We start from the raw sequence: 22169 nt of genomic DNA, 5'->3' as shown, positions 1-22169 counted from the left end.
TTTATAATATAGAACAGATATGTAAAGAACAAAGGAGAAGGATATGCAGTTAGGGGATAAGATCAGGTCATTAAGATTAAAACAAAAGATAAGTATCGAGCAGTTAGCAACTATGACCGGTCTAAGCAAGGGCTTAATAAGCCAGATTGAGAGAGATTTAACTGGACCGTCAGTTGCATCGTTGTGGAAAATTTCAAAAGCATTAAATGTTACTATGAATTATTTTTTTGACGAATATGACGATTTCAATCAAGTGGTCAGAAAAAATGAAAGAAAAAAAATATTGATGAAAGACGCCAGTAGAATCTATGAGCTTTTATGTCCAAATCTTAAAAATCAAATTGAAATGTTATGGATAGAAATTGAACCCGGTGATAACAATATAGGTGATTATATAAGTCATGACGGAGAAGAGTGCGGCGTAGTTATTAAGGGAAGCCTAAGAGTTTTATCGGAAGATAAAATTTATGACCTTGAAGAAGGTGACAGCATTTATCTTGACAGTACAATACCTCATAAATATATAAATATAGGAAATGTACCATCGGTGTCAGTATGGGCAATGGTACCTCCAAGCTTTTAAGATAAAAAAAGAGAACTAATCTCTCTGCCGTTGAGATAGTTCTCTTTTATTTATGCCCTAACCCCATTTTTCAGAGTCTTTCTTCTGAAAAATGGCTGGTAGGACAAATGTACAGAATGCCAAATTTATGCGAGCAAAGCGAGCAAATAAATTTGATGCATTCCTCTACTATGGTAGGTTAATGGTTAGTATGCAAAATATGTGTTTTATTTTTTAAAAGTCCGTTATAAATATTTTTAACGATATAGTTATCTTCTGCATCCTTTAGCTGATTTGTTTTATCTATATCATACAGACCCTTGGACCTCAGTGCTCTTGTTTCTCTTGTTATCATTTTAGGCTGCGGCTGACCGCCTCCTGCGACACATCCGCCGTTACAAGCCATAACTTCTATTAAATCATATTTTTTTTCGCCGCTTTTAATTTGCTTTATAAGATTATCCGCATGCTTCAAGCCGTGTACGACAGCGATTTTTATTTCATTTCCATCGATGTTTACAATTGCTTCTTTAACGGAATCTAAACCTCTCACACTATTGAAGATAATATTACAGTCTTCTTTATCAAATTTATTTTTCAATACCCTTCGTAAAACTGCCTCAGTTACACCACCGGTTGTTCCGAATATAACACCTGCCCCAGAGCCGGTTCCGAAAGGCATATCCATAGCCTCTTCTTCAACCTCATCAAATTTGATGCCTATTTCCTTTATCATAATAGATAATTCTTGTGTAGTTAATACCAGATCAACCTCTCTGACTCCGTCGTGAGAAAACTCCGGTCTTGCTGCCTCGGCTTTTTTAGCCGTACACGGCATTATTGATAAAATATATGTGTCTCTTAAATCCTCCGCATCCTTTTCTTTGTATGCCTCTCTTAAAACTGTGCCAAACATTTGCTGAGGAGATTTGCATGATGATATATTTTCCTTAAGCTCAGGGTATCTGGTTTCTGCAAATTTTACCCATCCCGGGCAACATGAAGTAAATAGGGGCAGGTTTTCACCCTTGTTATATCTTTTCAAAAATTCATTGCTTTCTTCGACAACTGTTAAGTCTGCTGAAAGTGATGTGTCGAAAACTTCTTCAACTCCAAGCTTTTTTAAGATTGCTACAATTTTTCCTGTTGTAACCTCTCCGGGCTTTTTACCGAATTCTTCACCTAATGCAACCCTGACTGCAGGAGCAATTTGTGCAATAACTCTTTTACTCTTGTCATATAGCGCGTCCCATAGTTTTTCTGTTTCGTTTTTAATTATAATGGCTCCCGTAGGGCAGACCATACGACATTGACCGCAATTTATGCAGTTAGTTTCAGCTAAGGACTTGTTGAATGCAGGCTTTATTATTACCTCAGAGCCCCTGTTAACAAAACCGAGTGCGCCAACACCCTGTACTTCTTCGCAAACCATGACACAGTCACCGCATTTAATGCATTTATTCGGATTTCTGATTATGCTTGGACTTGAGTCATCAACTTCGTTATCCTGAGCCAACTGAGTAAATCTGTTAACTCCTAATCCGTATCGTTTAGCTAATTTTTGAAGCTGACACTTACCTGTACGCTCACATGAGGTGCAATCCTTATCGTGGTTAGCTAATAAAAGCTCTAGTATCATTTTTCTGTATTTTCTGATTCTTGGTGAATTTGTATATATCTCCAATCCGTCCCTGGGTTTTTCGGAACAGGTTGCTATAATTTCTCCCTTGGAGGTTTCTACGGAGCACATTCTGCAAGCACCATAAATACTTAGCTCTGAATGATAGCAAAATGTAGGCAGGTCAATACCGGAGTCTCGTATAAGACTTAAAATATTCTTTTGGTTATTAAATTGTACCTTCATTCCATCTATAATCATTATTCCGCTCATTGCTATACCTCCTTAATTGCTTTAAAGGCACAAGCTTCTATACATGCGCCGCATTTAATACATTTTGCGGTGTCTATAATGTAAGGTTCCTTTACTTTTCCGGTTATGGCATTAACAGGGCAGTTTCTTGCACATTTTGAGCAGCCCTTGCATAATTCTTCATCAATTTTCAATACCATCAATTCGGTACATTGCTTAGACGGACATTTTTTATCCACAACGTGAGCAAGATATTCGTCATAAAAATATTCTAATGTGCTTAATATCGGATTGGCCGCAGTCTTGCCCAAACCGCAAAGGGATGTATTTTTAACAGTGTCGGCAATTTCTTTTAATAATGACAAATCTTCGAGAGTACCGCTTCCATTTATTATTTTTTCCAATATTTCAAGCATTCTCTTAGTACCTTCTCTGCAAGGTATGCATTTACCGCAGGATTCTCTTTGAGTAAAGTTCATAAAGAATCTTGCAACTTCTACCATGCATGTATCTTCATTCATGACAACCATGCCGCCTGAACCGATCATTGCTCCGACTTTCTTTAACGAGTCAAAGCTGAGCGGTATATCTAAATGTTTTTCATCAAAAGTTAAACACCCTCCGGATGGCCCGCCTATTTGAACTGCTTTAAATTTTTTGCCGTCAGGGATGCCGCCTCCTATATCAAATATAACTTGTCGAATTGTTGTTCCCATTGGAACTTCAATAAGACCGGTGTTAACAACATTACCGGTAAGTGCAAATGCTTTTGTACCGGGGCTGTCTTTAGTGCCGTATTTTTTATACTCGTCAGCTCCTATGTTTATAATCAAAGGAACGTTGGCAAAGGTCTCTACGTTATTTAAAACCGTAGGGCATCCAAACAGACCTTGTTCTACAGTTCTTGGCGGCTTTACTCTCGGCATGCCTCTTTCGCCTTCGATAGAAGCTGTAAGTGCGCTTCCTTCTCCGCAAACAAATGCACCGGCTCCTTTATTGATTCGAAGGTCAAAATCAAATCCTGAATTTAATATATTTTTTCCTAACAAGCCAACACCTTCAGCCTGATTGATGGCTATTTTTAATCGCTCAACTGCCAAAGGATATTCCGCTCTGACGTATATATAACCTGAATGAGCTCCCGTTGCGTATCCGGCGATTATCATACCTTCTATAATCTTGTGAGGATCGCCTTCCATGATGCTTCTGTCCATAAAAGCTCCCGGGTCTCCTTCGTCGCCATTACATACCACATACTTGGTGGGATTATCCTGTGATAAAACCTGACTCCACTTTTTTCCTGCAAGATAACCTCCGCCGCCTCTTCCTTTAAGTCCGGAATCCTGTATCAGCTTACATACTTCTTTTGGTTCCATAGCATTGGAGCTCAATACTTTAGAAAGAGCCATATATCCGCCTCTGCCTATATATTCCTGAATATTTTCAGCATCCATATGACCACAGTTTTCCAACACCAACCTCGTTTGTTTCTGATAAAAAGGTATTTCCTCTTGTGTTTTATATATCTTGTCGCTGTCTTTATACATCAACCTTTCAATCGGTTCTCCTTTTAAGATGGTGCTATTGAATATATCCTCACAGTCTTCTAATTTTACCCTTAGGTATAAATAGTTGTAGGGCTCAATCCGCACTAAGGGTCCTGCTTCGCAAAAGCCGTGGCATCCGCTTTTTTTGACGCTGATTCCTTCTTCTTCCTTCAGTAAATCAACATCGCATAAAATTCCGTTCTCTTTAACCAACCTTACAAATTCGTTATACAATTTCAGGGAACCGCTTGCAACACAGCCGGTACCGGCACATATCAATACTTTAACCTTCTGCTTGTCTAAGGAGTTTTTAAAAGTATCTGCATATGATGATAAATCGTAATATGATTTTACAAACATTATTCTTCCTCCCTTTTCATTGCCTTTAAAAGTTCAATAGTAGATTCAGGCGTCATTTTAGGATGAACATGGTCATTTATCGTAATAACAGGAGCTAACCCGCATGCCCCTAAGCATGAAACTGTTTCAACAGTGAACAATAAATCATCCGTAGTTTTTTTCTTGTCAGATAATCCAAGCTCTTTATAGATTGCATTAAGAATAGGAACTGATTTTCTCACATGACAAGCCGTACCGTCGCAAATTTTAATAATATTTTTGCCTTTTGCTTCAAGTGAGAAGTTTTCATAGAAGGTGGCAACGCCATAGATTTTTGAATGACTGATATCCAGACAATCGGCCATGTAAGTCAAGGCATCTTCGGGTAAATAATTGTACTCTTTTTGAATTTCCTGAATAATTGTGATGAGTTCTTTTTTTTCGTATTTATGATTAGTTAATATGCTGTCCACCTTTTCTTTTATTGCTGATAACATAACATCCTCCCTCTCTTAAGATATTCTATATTATTTGATAATAATATAACAAACGTTGCATATCGAATACAACAGCATAAAATAAAACATTTAAACTAAACATTAAATATGGGTTTAACATATTTACAAAAGTACAAATACGATTTCCTTGATATTATTTTAACTAAAAGTATTGACATACATATATAATCTATGTAAGATATAAACATAGATAACATATGTATAAGGTGGATTGTTTATTTTACTATCAGGAGGAAGTGATGAAAATTGATAATAATTTAATGAGAGGCAATACAAGAATGCTGATTTTAGCAATAATAGACACGGGTAACAAGTACGGATATGAAATTATTAAGGAACTGGAAGCAAAATCATATGGAGCCTTTGTGATTAAGGAAGGAACTCTTTATCCTATACTGCACGACCTTGAAGAAGAAGAAATGATTTTTTCAAAAAGCTACAAGATGGAAAATAACAGGGTAAGAAAATACTATAAAATTACGAAAAAAGGAAAAGCTTATTTATACGCTAAGAAGAAAGAGTGGGCAGAGTTTGTTTCAAAGGTTGACATGATTATAGGAAAGGAAGCTGGATCTATTAATATATGACCATATTCCTTGAATATTTAACATTAATATGCTAAAATACTAACAAAACAAAAAGAGAAAGGATATAAATATGGCTCAACAGATTATTTATCCCATTTTATTTATTTTAGTAATATATTTTATATTTGTAAATTTCAGAAATAATATGAATTATAAGAAACAAAATATGAAGATATTGTTCCAATTGAAGGATGATGATAAAAAGAGACAGACATTCAGCAACATATTAATAATTTTTATTTTGGCTATGACAACATTTATGATAGTAGGAATGATAAATTCCGATGAAAAATTTGGTATGGAATCAATTTTTACAATGATAATCTTGCCCTTGTTGATGATTGGTTTATACATCCCCTTAACAAAAAAAACCTTTGTATCAACCTTAGGCATACATAAAAGAGGCGGGTTAATAAAGTGGGAGAGCATAAAAAACGTTAATTACCATAAGCCCAATGAAAAGGGTATGGTAATTGTAAAAATACTACATACAATAACGTCGAGAGATGCATCGGCAGATATTATAATCAATAAAGACGATGAATTATTAAATGTATTTAAAGAAACAGTAAAGGAATACAGAAATACAAAAAAGAAGGAAAAGAAAAGTGGAAAATAAATTAATTGACAGTCATGCTCATCTTGATGATGATAGATTTGATAGTGACAGAACAGAAATAATCAATAAATTGAAGGATGATGGAATTGAATTGATTCTGAATCCGGGAGCTGACTTGGCAACATCAAAAAAAGCTGTGAAGATAGCGGATGAATATTCGTTTATATATGCTGCGGTAGGATGTCATCCTCATGATTCTAAATATATGAATGACGAAACAATGAATGTGTTTAAAGAATTGTCCAAAAACAAAAAGGTTATTGCTATCGGGGAAATAGGTCTGGACTACTATTACGACAATTCAGACAGAGAAACCCAGAAAAAATGGTTCAGGGAACAGATAAAGCTTGCAAATGAATTAGATATGCCCTACATAGTACATGATAGAGATGCTCATGAGGATCTCTTTAAAATAATGAAGGAAGAAGCAAAGTCAAACACAAGAGGTGTCTTGCACTGCTATTCAGGAAGTGTTGAAATGGCAAAAGAATTCATTAAATTAGGTTTCTATATTTCACTGGCAGGTCCTGTTACATTTAAAAAAGCTAAAACTCCAAAAATGGTTGCCAAAGAAATTCCTCTTGACAAATTACTTATTGAAACAGATTCGCCATATTTAACACCTGAGCCATACAGAGGAAAAAGAAATGAACCGAAATTCGTAAGATATGTAGCAGAAGAGATTGCAAATATCAGAAATGTATCCTTGGATGTGATTATAGAAAGCACCAACCAAAATTTTAAAAAATTATTTTGTTTATAGGAGCAATATAATGTTAGACAGAAATTTTTATGACAGAGATGCACGAATTGTGGGTCAGGATTTAATAGGTAAAATTATAGTCAGACGGTATGATGATAAAATTATCAAGGTCAGAATAAATGAAACTGAAGCATACGTAGCTGAAATTGATAAGGCGAGTCACGCTTATGGAAATAAAATTACACCTCGCACCAAAATAATGTTTGGACTACCGGGGTTTACCTATGTATATTTTATATACGGCATGTATTATTGTATGAATTTTGTAACAGAAAAAGAAGGTACATGCAGCGCAGTATTGATCAGAGGCGCTGAGCCGGTTGAAAATATAGAATTGATGAGTTTAAACAGATACAAAAAAACTTACAATGGATTATCAAAATATCAGATTAAGAATTTACTTAACGGTCCCGGAAAGCTATGCAAGGCATTGAACATTTCTAAAGAGCACAACGGTACCGATCTTATCGGCAATGAAATTTATGTTGAAGATGACGGCTTCAGTGACTTTATTGTGGAAAAAAGCAAGAGAATAAACATTGACTATGCAGAAGAAGCAAGAGATTTTTTATGGCGCTATACCATGTTAAAAAACAGTTGACAAACTTGTTAAAAATAAATATAATTTGATTATCAAAATAAATTAAGGTGATTTTATGAACAATCACGATGCTGTTAATGAAATACTTGTCAGGCTATTTGCAAATATTCTGGATATTGAAGAAAAATGTTTAAAGATTGGAGAATTTTCTGATTTATCTATTTCTGAGATGCATGTAATAGAAAACATCGGCATAAACAGAGAAAGAACCATGTCTGACACTGCGAAAGATTTAAGAATTACGTCAGGTACACTTACTACAGCTGTGGATAATCTGATAAGAAAAGGATATGTGGAAAGAAAACGTTCAATTGAAGACAGGCGTGTGGTTATAATTAAATTGACAGAAAAGGGTGTAGCAGCTTATAGTGCTCACGAGGATTTCCACAAGGATATGGTTATCAGTGCATTGCAGCAGTTAGATACTAAGGAAGAAGAATTATTAATCAAGATATTGACAGATATTGACGTATTTTTTAAACAAAAATATGATATTGGTTATAAATAGTTAATTTCTTATTAGGAATTTCTTAAGATTTTTACAATATAATACTTTAAGAATCAAAAAATTTGATAATGAAAATAGTGAGGTTATTATGGGTATCAGAATAGTTATAGACAGTACTGCAGATGTTACGCAGGAAATTATAGAAAAGCACAATTTAAAAATGATTCCGCTAACGGTTAATTTTGGGGATGAATCATATTTAGACAAGGTGGAATTAACTACGTCCATGTTCTTTGATAAATTAACTAAAGCTGAAAAATCTCCTACAACATCTCAGGTTTCACCCGGTACTTTTGTAGAAGCATTCAGTGAAATATTATTAGAAGGGGATCAGGTTCTCGGAATATTTTTAGCTTCAGAGCTGAGCGGCACATATGATTCTGCTCGTATGGCAAAGGATATGATAGGGAGCGACGATATCAGTATCATAGACTCTAAAAGTGTATGTCTCGGGACTTTTGCTTTAATATTAGAAGCAATTGAATTAGTTAATCAAAATAAGAGTATAGATGAAATAGTTGAAGAATTAGAAAATGTAAAGGATAAAATTGTTGCTGTAGCAGGTGTAGATACTCTTAAATACCTTGAGAAAGGCGGTAGATTGTCAAAAAGTCAGGCGGTTATAGGCTCGTTGTTAAACATAAAACCTATAATAGGTATAAAGGACGGCGCAGTATCGGTAATCGATAAGGTAAGAGGTAAAAATAAAACAATCAAGTGGTTTGATGAATGGATTGAAAAGAATAAATTTGATTTATCAGACAAAACAGTCCTTTTATTTCATGGACAAAGCTATGACCAGCTTCAGATACTAAGAAAAACAATCGAGGAAAAGTATAAGATTAAGAATATTATAGAGCAAGAGATAGGAGCTGTAATAGGAACACATGCAGGTCCCGGTGTTTTAGGAATAGGATTCTTGAACAAATAATAAATAACTAAGGCAGAATTCAATTAATGAATTCTGCCTTTATATTTACGTGATTATTAATTCTGTTTTTTCTCCATTTATTTTAACTGTAACCGAGCTGCCCTCTTTAAGATTCCCTCTCAAAAAAGCTTCAGATATTTCATCCTCAACATATTTTTGGATGGCACGTCTTAAAGGTCTTGCTCCGTACTTTGTATTGTAACCTTTTTCAAGTATGAATTCTTTCATTTCGTCAGTTACATCAATGGCAATTTTCTTTTCCTTACCTTCTTTTATAACTTCCTTTAACATTAAATCAACTATTTGTCTCAGTTCATCCTTTGATAATTCGTTGAACACAATTATATCATCAATACGATTTAAGAATTCAGGTCTGAAGGCTTGCTTTAAAGCATCCTTAACCTTTGCTTCCATTGCTTCATATTCCTTATTTCCAAAACCGATTTTATTTGCCTTAATGCTTGTTCCGGCGTTGGAGGTCATGATGATTACCGTGTTTTCAAAGTTTACGGTTCTTCCCTGATTATCGGTTAATCTGCCGTCCTCTAATATTTGCAGCAATATATTAAATACATCCTCATGAGCTTTTTCTATTTCGTCAAGCAATATAACAGAGTAAGGTCTTCTTCTTATTTTCTCCGTTAAGAAGCCCGCCTGGTCAAAACCCACATATCCCGGAGGTGCTCCAATCAGCTTAGAAACAGTATGCTTTTCCATGTACTCGGACATGTCTAACCTAATCATAGCATCTTCGTTTTCAAACAGCTCGAAGGCAAGAGTTCTTGCCAATTCTGTCTTACCCACACCTGTAGGTCCCACAAATATGAATGAAGAAGGCTTTTTCTTTTTCTTAAAGCCTGAGCGGTTTCTCCTTATGGCTCTTGCCAGAGAAGTAACTGCAGGATGCTGGCCTATAACGCGCTTATGCAGGCTTTCTTCAAGGTTAATTAACTTTTCCGCTTCAGCTTGATTGATTTTTTGAACAGGAATTTTTGTCCATGCTTCAATTACGAATGCCACATCCTCTGTGGTCAGATGTACATTATCGCATTCCTTTGATAATTCCCTTATCTTCGCTTCAACCTTTAATTCTTTAACCTTAAGCTCAGCAGCTCGTTCATAATCATCGTCTTCAGCCGCCGTTTCTTTTTCTTCCTTTATTTCACTTAACTCGGTTCTCAGAGCTTCAAGCTCAACCAAACCGCTGTTTTTTAAGTTAGCCCTTGAACCGGCTTCGTCTATAACGTCTATTGCCTTATCCGGAAGAAATCTGTCGGTAATATATCTTTCCGACATTAAGACGGCTTGTTCAATTACTTCATCAGATATTTTAACATTATGATAATCTTCGTAGTAATCCTTGATGCCTTTGATTATTTCAATAGAGTCTTCAATTGACGGCTCATCTACCAGCACCGGCTGAAATCTTCTTTCAAGTGCCGTGTCCTTTTCTATATGCTTTCTGTATTCATCCAAGGTTGTTGCGCCTATTACCTGTACTTCACCTCTTGCAAGTGCCGGCTTTAAAATGTTAGCAGCATTCATTGCTCCGCCCTCAGCTTCTCCTGCACCAACAATATTATGAACCTCGTCGATAACAATAATAATATTTCCTGCTTTTTTTGCCTCATCAATTATTGCTTTCATACGAGCTTCGAATTGACCTCTGAACTGTGTTCCCGCAACAACAGAGGTTAAATCAAGCAAGTAAATTTCAGTATTGAACAGCTTTACGGGAACATTATGTTCCGCTATTCTTACGGCAAGTCCTTCGGCAATCGCCGTCTTGCCGACACCCGGCTCACCGATTAAAATAGGGTTGTTTTTTGAACGTCTGTTTAATATTTGAACGACCCTGTCAATTTCTCTTTCTCTGCCTACAATTCTGTCTAATTCACCCAACCTTGCCTGTTCCGTCAAATTAGTTCCGTAAGTATCGAGATATTTCAATTTCTTTCTCTTAACTTTTTCTTTTACCTTTGTTCCGGAGTTGCTTCCGGTATTTTTCATATCAATATCTACACTTTCATCATCTGTGGGTTGGAATTCTTTATTAGAAGAATTAGATAAACCTGAAAAAGCTGAATTCATAAAATTCATCAATGATTTCATGCCTTCGGAATCCTCGGATTCAATATTTTTCGATAAATTATCTATATCAACATCTCCCATTATTTCTACAAGCTGATTATTAATGTTTTCAAAGTCTTCCGGTTTCATGCCGCTTTGCTTCATTATTTGATCCATAGGTGCAATACCTTGTTTTTTTGCGCAAGGAATGCATAAGCCCATAGTTTGCATTTTACCTTCTAAAATTTTATTAACATATATAACAGCTACGTTTTTCTTACAAACTGAACACAACATTTTTTCATCTCCTATATTTTGCTTTTGCTGTAATACTTATCGGCAAATTTATTTAAATTTATTATTCTGACGCGGACATTCCTTTAAGGTATTTCTGCACAAGTTACCCCTCCCTAAAGGCTCATCCCCCTTCAACTCATGTGAGATACTTCGTTATCGCTCAGGATGACGAAAACGAAGTTTATAGTTTTAAAATTAATTATACAAAATTGATTATAATATATAATTCTTAAAAAAGCATTAAAAATTTGCGTTGTAATATAAATTTAATAAAATAGTCTGCTATTCACAAATAAAAATTTCAAGACCACCGGTTCATATCATTTCCTGCGTAAGTGAGAAATCTCAGCTTTTCTCATATAACTATCCGTTATGTTATCCTTATAAATATGTTCTATTTGTAAAATATTATACGAGTATTAGCTTTAAAAAAACTTTATTGATAATGACTATCAATTACTTATTGACAAATTAAAATCAATAAATTATACTAAGCTTAGAGATATTGATAATCATTATCATTTTGTTCAGGAGGTTTATATGGCACTTACTATGGTTGCAGTTGGAGATACAAGAGAAGTTTTATGCTATAGAGGAAAAGATGAAATTAAAAGACGTCTTTATGATTTGGGACTGGTTAAAGGCGAACTGGTTAAGGTCGTAGGAGAAAACCAGGACGGACTTATTTTATTGGTTAAGGGTGTTAAAATTGCTATTAATAAAGGATTAGCTTCATTAATAATTGTCAAATAGGAGGATATAAATGACATTAAACGATTTGAAAACAGGTCAGACAGGAACAGTTCAAAGCATCGGTGAAAAGGGGCCTATGAGAAAGCGTCTTATGGATATGGGTGTAACACCCGGAACTACTATAAAGGTAATTAAGGTAGCACCTCTTGGAGATCCTATTGAAGTCAATATAAGAGGTTACGAATTAAGCCTGCGAAAAGACGAAGCAAAAAATATAAAAATTGAAATATAACATAAAGGAGACACTTATGAATTATACAATAGCTCTTGCCGGAAATCCTAACAGTGGAAAAACGACGCTGTTTAACGAGCTTACCGGGGCAAAGCAGCACGTAGGAAACTGGCCTGGTGTAACTGTTGATAAAAAAGAAGGAACTTATAAAAAGAATAAGGAAATAAATATTTTAGATTTACCTGGAACGTATTCGCTTTCACCATATTCGGCCGAAGAAGTTATAGCAAGGGACTATATAGTGAAGAATAGGCCTGATGCGGTAATTAATATAGTTGACGGTACTAATATCGAAAGAAATCTTTATCTTACATTGCAGATAATTGAAACAAGCATTCCGGTGGTAGTAGCTGTAAATATGATGGATGAAGTTGAAGACAGCGGTATTGTTATTAATTTCGAAAAGCTGTCGGAAGCATTCGGAATACCTGTAATTCCTATCGTAGCAAGAAAAGGAAAGGGATTGGACAAATTAATGGAAGCGGCAGTTCGTGTTGCCGATGACAAAACAGTACCAAAGGAATTAAAAATATTTGACAGCAATATCAATACAGCTATAGATGCCGTATATGAAGTGCTTACTTCGGATTATAATGTATCAAAAAGGGATGCAGTTGAAAAAGATGCACTTAACTATTGGAAAGCAATTAAGGTAGTTGAAAATGATGATATTGTAACCGGTGAATTGACGAATAATCAAAAACCGGAAATAATAGCTATATTAGGTGAAGCAGAAAAATATGCGGATGGAGATACTGAAGCAAAGATTGCTGATTTAAGATATAAATTTATAACAAATCTCGTTAGTGAATCTGTAAAAAAACCAAAAACACATATTGAAACCGGTTCTGACAAAATAGATAAGATATTAACGAATCGTTTCCTGGCAATACCTATATTTGCAATAATAATGTACATTATGTTCGCGTTAACTTTCAGCGAAAATCTTTTCTTTGTCGAAGGTCTGTTAAGTCCGGGTATATGGTTGGCAGGAGTAGCAGAAACCCTATGGGGATATATTGGAAGCGGAGTTGATGCTTTAGTTGCCAATACTTCACCTTGGGTATATTCGCTGGTTATGGACGGAATAATCGAAGGATTGGGAGCTATCATTGGTTTTATTCCTTTGGTATTGGTACTGTATATGCTTATATCCTTCCTTGAGGACTGCGGATACATGGCGCGTATAGCGTTTGTTATGGATAGAATTTTCCGTAAATTCGGTTTATCGGGACGTTCATTTATCCCTTTATTGATGGGTTTTGGTTGTAGTGTTCCGGCTACGATGGCTACAAGGACTCTTGATACCGAAAAAGACAGGACTATTACGACAATTCTTACTGGATTTATGCCATGCGGAGCTAAGCTTCCAATTTTTGCAATGTTTGTGTCAACATTCTTTGTGGATGGCAGTAAGACATTAATAACCTACTCTCTTTATATGTTAAGTATAGTGGTTGCTATAATCGTATCACTTCTGTTAAATAAATTTGTATATAAATCAAAGGCATCCAACTTTGTTATGGAATTGCCTAAATACAGAGTTCCTACCTTAAAGAGTATTGGAATTCACGGATGGGAAAAAGTAAAAGGCTTTGCTGTAAAAGCAGGAACGATAATTTTCATATCGACAATTATTATATGGGCTTTGAGCAATTTTAATGCAAATTCATTTAATGGAGTTAATGCTGCAAACAATGAAGACGAAAGCATTATGGCAGAAATGGATGAAAGCTTCTTAGCTTCTGTAGGAAATGTTGTTGCTCCTGTATTCAAGCCCCTTGGCTTCGGAGAATGGAGACCTACCGTAGGAGTTGTGACAGGCTGGATTGCAAAGGAAATGGTTGTTGTTACTTTAGCACAATTATACGATGAGGATGTAAATCTTGAATATCTTGAAGAATTTTTCTCTGCATATAGTGAGGAAGAATTAGAAGAACTCGGCTTTGAGGACGGTGTATATGATGAGGAAGCTGCATTTGATATTTATGCCGAAGCAGTTTTATGGGAAGGCGGAGACGAAAATGCTCTAAGAACCATGAAGAATGACATAAAAACTGATGCTGCCGCTTACGCATATATGGCATTTAACCTTTTATGTATGCCATGCTTTGCAGCTGTTGGAGCAATGAAAAGAGAGCTGAAAACATGGAAAATGACAGGTGCTGCAATTGGAGTACAAATGCTTACAGCATATGTTGTTTCATTTATAATATATAATGTTGGAAGCTTAATATTTTAAAGGGTGCTGAAAATATACGACCGTAGGGAGTAAATATTTTTGTGTGACATACACGGGATTTTTCAATAATTTAAGCTATGCTAAGGGATTAGCATAGCTTTTTTATTATTGTTTAATGTTGATTCGAAATTTAATAAAATAAATTGTATTCTCATATTATTGTGGTATACTGCATGATATAATACATATATCATACCATCGCCTCGGCAATGCAAGCGAGCTTGCGCTGCACTCGGCTCAGATATGATATAATTAAAAAAATTTTATATGAGGTGCGCCATGATAAGTAAAAGAGTTCAAGAAATGGTACCATCAGTTACATTGGCTCAGTCTGAGAAGATAGCGCAATTAAAAAAACAAGGAATCAATGTAATCGGATTTAATATTGGAGAACCGGATTTCAATACACCGGACAATATTATTAAAAAGGCGGAAGAAGCATATAGATTAGGATATACAAAATATACTCCCGCATCAGGTTCGATTGAGCTAAGAGAAGAAATATGCAGAAAATTTAAAAAGGATTACAATTTGGATTATACCATAAAGGACGTAATTGTTTCAGCCGGAGCAAAGCAATCTCTTACAAATGCACTTATGGCAATAATCAATCCGGGAGATGAAGTGATAGTTCCGACCCCTTGCTGGATCAGCTACATAGAAATGATTAAACTAACGGGCGGTATACCGGTATTGATTGAAATGGACGAAAATACGGGATATGATTTAGATGTTGATAAAATTAAAGACAAGATAACGAATAAAACAAAGGCAATTTTAATAAATTCTCCAAACAATCCCACAGGTGCGGTTTATAAAAGAGATAGATTGGAAAAACTGGGTAATCTGGCAGTTGTAAATAACTTTTATATTATATCCGATGAAATATATGAAAAATTGATATATGACGGTGAATCAAACTGCTGTACTGCTTCTATATCACGGTCAATAAAGGAGAAAACAATAACCGTCAACGGTGTATCTAAATCATACGCCATGACCGGATGGAGGATTGGTTATGCCGTAGGACCAACACACGTTATTAAGGCCATGAGTGACTATCAGGGACACACGACCACCAGTCCTAATTCACCTGCACAATATGCTTCAATTGAAGCGCTTTCAAATTCTGAAAAATTTGTTGAGGAAATGAGAAGAGAATTTGATAAAAGAAGAAAATTCATAGTAGAAAGATTAAATAGAATAGAGGTAATCAATTGTGTAATGCCAAAGGGCGCTTTTTATGTAATGATAAAAGTAAATAAATTTTACGGAAAAAGTTATAATGGCTTTAGTATAAATAATCCAATGGATATGTGTGATTACCTGTTGAGTGAAAGTAAAATAGCCGTAGTAACGGGAGATGCATTTTTCGCTAAGGACAGTATAAGAATATCCTATTCCAACTCCATAGAAAACATAAGGGAAGGTATGGATAGAATGGAAGAGGGATTAAGAAAATTGAAATAAGAAAAAACTACATTTGCGTCATACTGAGCGATAGCGAAAAATCTCATATTTGTTAAAATGATTATCATCAATCTGGGGTGTTTATTAAACACCTTTTTTTGTTAAGAAAACCAACTGTCGCTTAGGTGAGTAAGTTCTTTTTCAGCCATATAAAGCATAACATTAGTATTATGTAGAAAATTAACTAATCATGTCGTGATTAGCAATGTCGAAAATATAACATATAAAGAAAACGATATTTTAGCTTGACATATCGAATACCTCATTATATAATTTGTATATAACTAATCAATTGATGAGTAGGAGGGTTCGTCTTGGAGAACAAAAAAATAAGAAAACCGATAATAGCAATTCTTGGTGCCACGGGTGCCGTAGGAATACAAATGCTTGAAGTAATGGAAGAAAGAAACTTTGAGATAGAAGATTTAAAATTGTTGGCTCATATCAGTGATGCAGGAAAGGAATACGTTTTTAAAGGAAAAAAATATATAGTTGAAGAAGCTGTTGAAAGCTCATTTGAAAATGTAGATATTACGATGGTTGCTGTTGAAGGTGATATAAGTAAAAAATTTATGCCGCATATTATAGCAAGCGGTTCTGTTGCAATAGATAACAGCAGCGCTTTCAGATTAAATGATGATGTACCCTTAGTAATACCTGAGATTAACCCGGATGATATCGAATTGCATAAAGGGATAATAGCCAATCCAAATTGTTCTACAATAATCGGGTTAGTGGCAGTAAATGAAATTTACAAGCATGCAGGCATAAAGAGGATGGTTGTTTCTACTTATCAGGCAGTATCAGGTGCAGGAGTACTCGGTATAGATGAGTTAAAAAGGCAAACTGAGGATGTTTTAAGCGACAGAGAGACAACAAGCAGGGTATTTCAACATGAAATAGCATTTAATATAATACCTCACATAGACAGTTTTGAAGAGAACGGTTATACAAAAGAAGAAATGAAAATGTACAATGAGGGCAGAAAAATACTTCATGATAACAACATCGAAATTTCATGTACGTGCGCAAGGGTTCCTGTATTCAGAAGTCATTCTGAGTCCATAACATTAGAGACAGAGAAACCTATAAGTGTTGAAGAAGTAAGAGGGCTGCTTTCTAAAGCTCAAGGCGTTAGGTTGGTGGATGATCCTAAAAATAACTTATATCCGATGCCGATAGATACGGCAGGGCAGGATTTAATATATGTGGGCAGAATACGAAAGGATTTCAGTAAAAACAATTCAATAAACCTATGGTGCTGTGGAGACCAGGTAAGAAAAGGTGCGGCGACAAATGCTGTTCAAATAGCTGAGTTATTGGTTAAAACTTTGTAAAGAAGACCGTTGGAGGTATCTATGCGCATATTGGTGCAAAAATTCGGTGGTACATCTGTAGCTACTAAAGATTCAAGAAAATACGTCTATAAAAAAATTGATGATGCTATTAATAATGGCTATTCACTAATCGTTGTTGTATCGGCGATGGGGAGGAATGGTGACCCCTATGCTACTGACACGCTTTTAAATCTTCTGAAAAATGAATACCCTTCGGTAAGTAAAAGAGAATTAGATGTTATTTTCAGCTGCGGAGAAAATATATCAGGTACTGTTATTACCTCCAATCTGCAAAAAAGAGGATATAAATCGGTTTATTTAACAGGAGCTCAGGCAGGTATAATAACAGATGATAATTATACGGATGCAAAAATAATAAGAATTGAAAATGAAAATATAATTTCATTATTAAGAGATGGATACACAGTAGTTGTAGGCGGAGGTCAAGGTATATCAGAAAGAGGAGATACAACAAGCTTGGGAAGAGGAGGCAGCGATACGACTGCCTGCGCTTTAGGAGTTTCTGTGGCAGCGGAGGAAATTGACATTTTTACGGATGTGGAAGGTATTATGACAGCAGATCCAAGAATAGTCAAGGATGCGATTTTATTAGATGAAATAAGCTATGAGGACTGCTGTAATTTAGCTAATATGGGAGCTAAGGTGATACACCCGAGAGCAGTTGAGGTGGCAATGACTAACCCTGAAATTAAATTATACGTTAAATCTACATTCAGCGACCATCCCGGCACCTTGATAGGTGCAGATAAAGAGGAGTTCAGAGATATTTTGAACTTAACCGGTATTGCGGGCATAAGAAATGTAAATTATGCGAGTGGAACTGAAAATGCGGAAGCTTGTGAAATCAGCTTGATAGGAAGTAATTTTTTAAATTATCCCGAATTTGTAGAAGAGCTGAGAAATAAATTAACAGAGAGAAAAATTAATGTATACAGACTGTCAGTTCATGACAAGTATATTACTTTTGTAATTGATAACAAGCAATATTCAGAGGCAGTCAAATTGATGCATTCCTACGTAGTGAAGCAGCTTAATCAACTGTTAGATTATAGTATTTAAGTGGAGGACCGGCATGAAGACGTATGACGTAGTTATATTAGGCGGTGGGATTATAGGGTTATCATGTGCTTATTATTTATCGCTTAAAAATAAAAAGGTTGCTTTAGTAGAAAAGAATCAAATAGGAGACGGTTCATCCGGTGCTTGCGATGACATGATATTATTGCAGTCAAAGAAACCAGGCAAGAATCTGGAGCTTGCTATAGAAAGCTTAAATCTATACAAGGGCTTATCAAAAGATTTGGATTATGATATAGGATTTCACAGCAGAGGCGGAATGATCCTAATTGATAACGAAGATCATATGTCTTTTATGGAGAACTACGTAAGGCAACAAAAAAATTATGGACTTAATATTGAGCTGTTGGATAAGAAAGACGTTAAAAGGTATCATCCGTATGTTAAGGATGGCATTATTGCTTCCACACATGGTACAGAGGATTCGCAGGTATATCCTCTATATGTAATGAGAGCGTTTTTATCTAAAACATTAAAAGCCGGAATGGACGTTTATAAAAGAACTTATGCAACAGAGCTGAAAAAGAAATCAAGCTATTGGGTTGTAAAACTGGAAAACGATTTAGAGTTTGAAACCGAAAATATTATCAATGCAGCCGGGGCATGGAGTGGAGAGGTTGGAAAACTAATAGGAATAGATATCCCCATAACATCAAAAAAAGGTCAGATTATTATTACGGAAAGTATTCCTCAGCTTGGAAAAGAAAATATATGGAGTGCTGATTATATAATTTCAAAATTAAATCCGGAGCTTGTTAACTACAGTGAAAGATACAAGGAGCTTGGTATCGGACTTTCGTGCTCGCAGGCAAGCAGTGGAAACTATTTAATAGGAAGCACAAGAGAAAAGGGCAATTATAATAAGGGTACCGATACGGAAGTAATTGAAATTTTAGTAAATCAGGCAGTGGACTTTTTCCCCATATTTAAAAATGTACATATTATAAGGACCTTTGCCGGCTTCAGACCGGCATGTGAAGATGGTAAACCGATTATATCTGAAGTGAAAGGACATGAAGGTTATTACATTGCCTCAGGGCATGAAGGCGATGGTATAGCAATGGCACCTATAACCGGTAAACTTATTTCCCAAATGATTTGCAGAGAAAAAGCTGCAATTGATGTAGATGAACTCAGTTTCGAGAGATTTAATTAAATCTCAGGTCGCTGAAAAAGAACCTTTTCAGCAGCCTGTCAAATAAAAAAAGGAGGATATTATGAGTTTAGGAATTGCTATTTGGATTATTACTTTTGTAATGTGCGGTGCATTCATGTGGATATCTCTAAAATTTAAAGGTCAGGCAGAACTTAGTTTTTCAAACTATGCTATCGGTGGAAAGTCTTTCCCGATGTACCTTATTTTCTTCACACAGTTTGCAACAATAATGGGTGTAGGTAATTTTGTAGGTCATGCCGGCAACGGATATAGTGTCGGGTTATCATGGATGGCATTTATTCTTGGAGAACAAGGTTCAAAAATTATATTTGCTTTATTCATAGCCGGGTTTGCAGGTAAATTTACTTACAACACGTTTCCTGAATTGTTAGATGACTTAATCACCAAGGATAAAACAACAAGAGCATTGGCAGGTGTATTGGCATCATCAATTATGATTGCATGGGTTGGCGGACAGGGTAAAGCGTTAGGAAGCATATTCAGTGTTGTTACCGGAGTTGACCCGCTACCGATTATACTTTTATTCTCGACGGTGTTTATTATTTATACTACGCTGGGCGGTATATACTCTGTTGTATGGACTGACTTATTACAAGGTGTACTCGTAGTGATATTCGGTACCATATTTTACATTTATGCATTTAAAGAAGTTAACTTTTCAGTCGGAGAAATAGGCATCAGATTAGAAGCATTGGGCAAAGCGGAAATGTGGGAATTCGGTATTTCTGATCCTATGAGGATAATTAACATGATAGTAACAGGCACAATAGGTATATTGGTTGCTCAGATTTACTGGCAGAGGTGTTTTTCTGCAAATAATCCTAAGACAGCAAAAAACGGATTGCTTTACAGCGGTATTATTGCAATATTAGCTGTTATGCTGACAGCATTTGTCGGTATGATTATTTACACTATTAATCAGGATCTGGCACCCGGGGATGCAATGGCATGGTTTATGATGAATAAAGTACCTGTGGCAATTGCAGGTATGATATTTGCACTCGTTTTAGCGGCAGGTATGTCTTCAGCAGATTCAAACTTAAACTCTGCCTCCGTATTAATTACGAATGACTTAATTAAACCTTTCAAGCCGGATGCGACAGATGCTCAATTGGTTAAGTATGCTAAATGGCTTACGGCGATTATAGGAGTATTTGCGGCACTAGGTGCAATTTATGCAAGCTCAATTTTAGATTTGTTCGCAAAGGCATACTCAATGGCAGGTGCCGGACTGGTACCTTTGCTTGTAATAGGTTTGTTGTGGAAGGAAAGCCCAGAAGCACATGAAGCAGGCAAGAAAAACAGCAAGGTTACTCCTTGGGGTGCAAGAGTCAGTATAGTTGCAGGTGCCGTATTAAGTCAAATAAATGCACTTGGGGCAAACAAGGTTCTGATAGCACTTGCTGTGGCATCCATATTGCTTGTGGTAGTTTCATTGGCAACTAAGAAGAAAAGTGAAGAAGCTGTATAAATTGTAAAAAATATGAAATGTTTAGGGGTTTGCTGTTGTAATAACACGTTCCTTATGAGATAATAGGGCATATTATTAATCACTAAAGAGGTGTAATTATGAGGCAAATCCTTGACTTGATAGAAATTGAAGTATTGAAAATTATAGAAGAAGAAAACAAACCTATCGGTACCTGGGCTATTGAAAATATATTAAGAGAAAGAAATATTGAGGTCAGCACTGCAACTGTCGGCAGGATTTTATCTAAATTAGAAAGCAGCGACTTTTTGGAAAAGTATAAGAACGAAGGAAGAATAATTACGACAGAAGGTCAGCTTGCATTAAAAAAAGCCGAAACAATCAATATTATTAATTATCATCAGGAAAAATTAGATAAGATAATATCTACAGAGGTCTTAGAAAACTTTATTATGGTTATTCAGGCGAGAAAAGCCATTGAAAGGGAAACTACGAGGCTTGCAACCAGATATATATCTAAGGAGGATTTAAATAAATTAAAAAAAATTGTAGAGAGGCAGAATGAAAGAGCAAAAAGTGGTGACAGTATAGCAGACGAGGACCTTGAATTTCACAGAACAATAGCAAAAGCATCGGGAAATTCAATTTTAGAAGCAATGTACAATATAATTGCCACGTTTAAACAGCAATCAAAGCTTTTCGAAAATTTAAGAAGACAGATTAATTCTCCTTACACTTCCTCCCACGAGAAAATTTACAACGCTATAAAAAACAATAATGAGAATGAAGCGGAGAGATTAATGGCAGAGCATATGGATAATCTTATGGAGGATGTATTGACATATTGGCACAAGTATAGCAGCAGAGATAAATAATTATCAATAAGGAAGTGGCTCGATGAGTAAAATAATTTGCAGATGCGAGGAAATAACAGAAGAAGAAATTTTAAAAGCCATAGAAGATGGCGCAACTACTGTTGATGAAGTGAAAAAATTTACTCGTGCAGGAATGGGTTTATGTCAGGGGCGCACATGCAGAAAAACTGTAGAAAAGATTCTTGCAAAGGAATTAAGCATTAAGATAGAAGATGTGAAAACTTCAAGCTTCAGGGCTCCGGTAAGACCGGTAAAAATGAAAGTTTTGATAGTGTAAAGTAGTCTATGAAAAACAAGGTCAAAAGAAAGAGACCAAAAGCACCTAGAAAATCGCAAAGAATTAC

General features: G+C 35.6%; 21 protein-coding genes. 17 read left to right on the top strand and 4 right to left on the bottom strand.

Going from position 1 to position 22169, the window contains the following annotated elements; genetic code table 11:
• The first annotated feature begins 43 nt into the window (after positions 1–43).
• A complete protein-coding gene (locus HZF24_RS16765) occupies positions 44–583 on the top strand; it encodes a helix-turn-helix domain-containing protein (protein ID WP_179239521.1) in 540 nt (179 codons plus the stop codon).
• A gap of 178 nt (positions 584–761) precedes the next feature.
• Here the strand turns inward: HZF24_RS16765 and HZF24_RS16760 are convergent, their stop codons facing one another.
• From HZF24_RS16760 to HZF24_RS16750, 3 genes are read right to left on the bottom strand one after another with little or no spacing between them, the layout of a single operon-like run.
• Positions 762–2453 carry a [FeFe] hydrogenase, group A gene (locus HZF24_RS16760; RefSeq protein WP_179239520.1) on the bottom strand — a complete coding sequence of 564 codons (1692 nt, stop codon included), beginning with the start codon at positions 2451–2453 and terminating at the stop codon, positions 762–764.
• Positions 2454–2455: 2 nt separating this feature from the next.
• Positions 2456–4339 (bottom strand): NADH-quinone oxidoreductase subunit NuoF, encoded by a 1884-nt coding sequence (locus HZF24_RS16755; protein ID WP_179239519.1) that lies wholly within the window; start codon positions 4337–4339, stop codon positions 2456–2458.
• Positions 4339–4815 (bottom strand): complex I 24 kDa subunit family protein, encoded by a 477-nt coding sequence (locus HZF24_RS16750; RefSeq protein WP_179239518.1) that lies wholly within the window; start codon positions 4813–4815, stop codon positions 4339–4341. The genes HZF24_RS16755 and HZF24_RS16750 overlap by 1 nt, the downstream gene beginning before the upstream one ends.
• A 260-nt stretch (positions 4816–5075) precedes the next feature.
• On the opposite strand from HZF24_RS16750, the gene HZF24_RS16745 reads away from it, so the two are divergent.
• The 6 genes from HZF24_RS16745 (at position 5076) to HZF24_RS16720 (ending at position 8845) form a co-directional block, all read left to right on the top strand.
• Entirely contained in the window at positions 5076–5423 is a 348-nt protein-coding gene (locus HZF24_RS16745; RefSeq protein ID WP_179239517.1) for a PadR family transcriptional regulator, read from the top strand.
• Between the two features lie 70 nt (positions 5424–5493).
• Complete coding sequence (locus tag HZF24_RS16740) at positions 5494–6042, top strand: hypothetical protein (protein ID WP_179239516.1); 549 nt, start codon at positions 5494–5496, stop codon at positions 6040–6042.
• On the top strand, positions 6032–6805 hold the full coding sequence (locus tag HZF24_RS16735; RefSeq protein ID WP_179239515.1) for a TatD family hydrolase: 774 nt from the start codon (positions 6032–6034) through the stop codon (positions 6803–6805). The genes HZF24_RS16740 and HZF24_RS16735 overlap by 11 nt, the downstream gene beginning before the upstream one ends.
• Positions 6806–6812: 7 nt before the next feature.
• A complete protein-coding gene (locus tag HZF24_RS16730) occupies positions 6813–7406 on the top strand; it encodes a DNA-3-methyladenine glycosylase (RefSeq protein WP_179239544.1) in 594 nt (197 codons plus the stop codon).
• 55 nt (positions 7407–7461) lie between these two features.
• Positions 7462–7914 (top strand): MarR family winged helix-turn-helix transcriptional regulator, encoded by a 453-nt coding sequence (locus HZF24_RS16725; protein ID WP_179239514.1) that lies wholly within the window; start codon positions 7462–7464, stop codon positions 7912–7914.
• An 88-nt stretch (positions 7915–8002) separates the two neighbouring features.
• Positions 8003–8845 carry a DegV family protein gene (locus tag HZF24_RS16720; RefSeq protein ID WP_179239513.1) on the top strand — a complete coding sequence of 281 codons (843 nt, stop codon included), beginning with the start codon at positions 8003–8005 and terminating at the stop codon, positions 8843–8845.
• 45 nt (positions 8846–8890) lie between these two features.
• Here the strand turns inward: HZF24_RS16720 and HZF24_RS16715 are convergent, their stop codons facing one another.
• Entirely contained in the window at positions 8891–11212 is a 2322-nt protein-coding gene (locus HZF24_RS16715) for an ATP-dependent Clp protease ATP-binding subunit (RefSeq protein ID WP_179239512.1), read from the bottom strand.
• Positions 11213–11752: 540 nt separating this feature from the next.
• Here HZF24_RS16715 and HZF24_RS16710 point away from each other — a divergent pair.
• From HZF24_RS16710 to HZF24_RS16665, 10 genes are all read left to right on the top strand, one after another.
• Positions 11753–11965, top strand: coding sequence for a FeoA family protein (locus tag HZF24_RS16710; protein WP_179239511.1), 213 nt, complete (start codon positions 11753–11755; stop codon positions 11963–11965).
• A 10-nt stretch (positions 11966–11975) separates the two neighbouring features.
• On the top strand, positions 11976–12197 hold the full coding sequence (locus tag HZF24_RS16705; protein WP_179239510.1) for a FeoA family protein: 222 nt from the start codon (positions 11976–11978) through the stop codon (positions 12195–12197).
• 16 nt (positions 12198–12213) lie between these two features.
• A complete protein-coding gene (gene feoB / locus HZF24_RS16700; RefSeq protein ID WP_179239509.1) occupies positions 12214–14439 on the top strand; it encodes a ferrous iron transport protein B in 2226 nt (741 codons plus the stop codon).
• 279 nt (positions 14440–14718) lie between these two features.
• On the top strand, positions 14719–15909 hold the full coding sequence (locus tag HZF24_RS16695; protein WP_179239508.1) for a pyridoxal phosphate-dependent aminotransferase: 1191 nt from the start codon (positions 14719–14721) through the stop codon (positions 15907–15909).
• A gap of 314 nt (positions 15910–16223) precedes the next feature.
• On the top strand, positions 16224–17246 hold the full coding sequence (locus tag HZF24_RS16690; RefSeq protein WP_246346174.1) for an aspartate-semialdehyde dehydrogenase: 1023 nt from the start codon (positions 16224–16226) through the stop codon (positions 17244–17246).
• Between the two features lie 21 nt (positions 17247–17267).
• On the top strand, positions 17268–18326 hold the full coding sequence (locus HZF24_RS16685; protein WP_179239507.1) for an aspartate kinase: 1059 nt from the start codon (positions 17268–17270) through the stop codon (positions 18324–18326).
• A 13-nt stretch (positions 18327–18339) separates the two neighbouring features.
• Positions 18340–19500, top strand: a complete 1161-nt coding sequence (locus HZF24_RS16680; protein WP_179239506.1) for an NAD(P)/FAD-dependent oxidoreductase — start codon at positions 18340–18342, stop codon at positions 19498–19500.
• Between the two features lie 61 nt (positions 19501–19561).
• Positions 19562–20992: a sodium:solute symporter family protein gene (locus tag HZF24_RS16675; protein WP_179239505.1), complete on the top strand. Its 1431-nt coding sequence runs from the start codon at positions 19562–19564 to the stop codon at positions 20990–20992.
• Between the two features lie 98 nt (positions 20993–21090).
• Entirely contained in the window at positions 21091–21825 is a 735-nt protein-coding gene (locus tag HZF24_RS16670) for an FCD domain-containing protein (protein ID WP_179239504.1), read from the top strand.
• 22 nt (positions 21826–21847) lie between these two features.
• On the top strand, positions 21848–22102 hold the full coding sequence (locus HZF24_RS16665; RefSeq protein ID WP_179239503.1) for a (2Fe-2S)-binding protein: 255 nt from the start codon (positions 21848–21850) through the stop codon (positions 22100–22102).
• Positions 22103–22169 lie beyond the last annotated feature (67 nt).

It is taken from the genome of Sedimentibacter hydroxybenzoicus DSM 7310 (assembly GCF_013403245.1).
GTDB lineage: Bacteria > Bacillota > Clostridia > Tissierellales > Sedimentibacteraceae > Sedimentibacter > Sedimentibacter hydroxybenzoicus.
The sequence above is the reverse complement of the archived record's forward strand: the minus strand, read 5'-3'. Positions and strand labels throughout refer to the sequence as shown.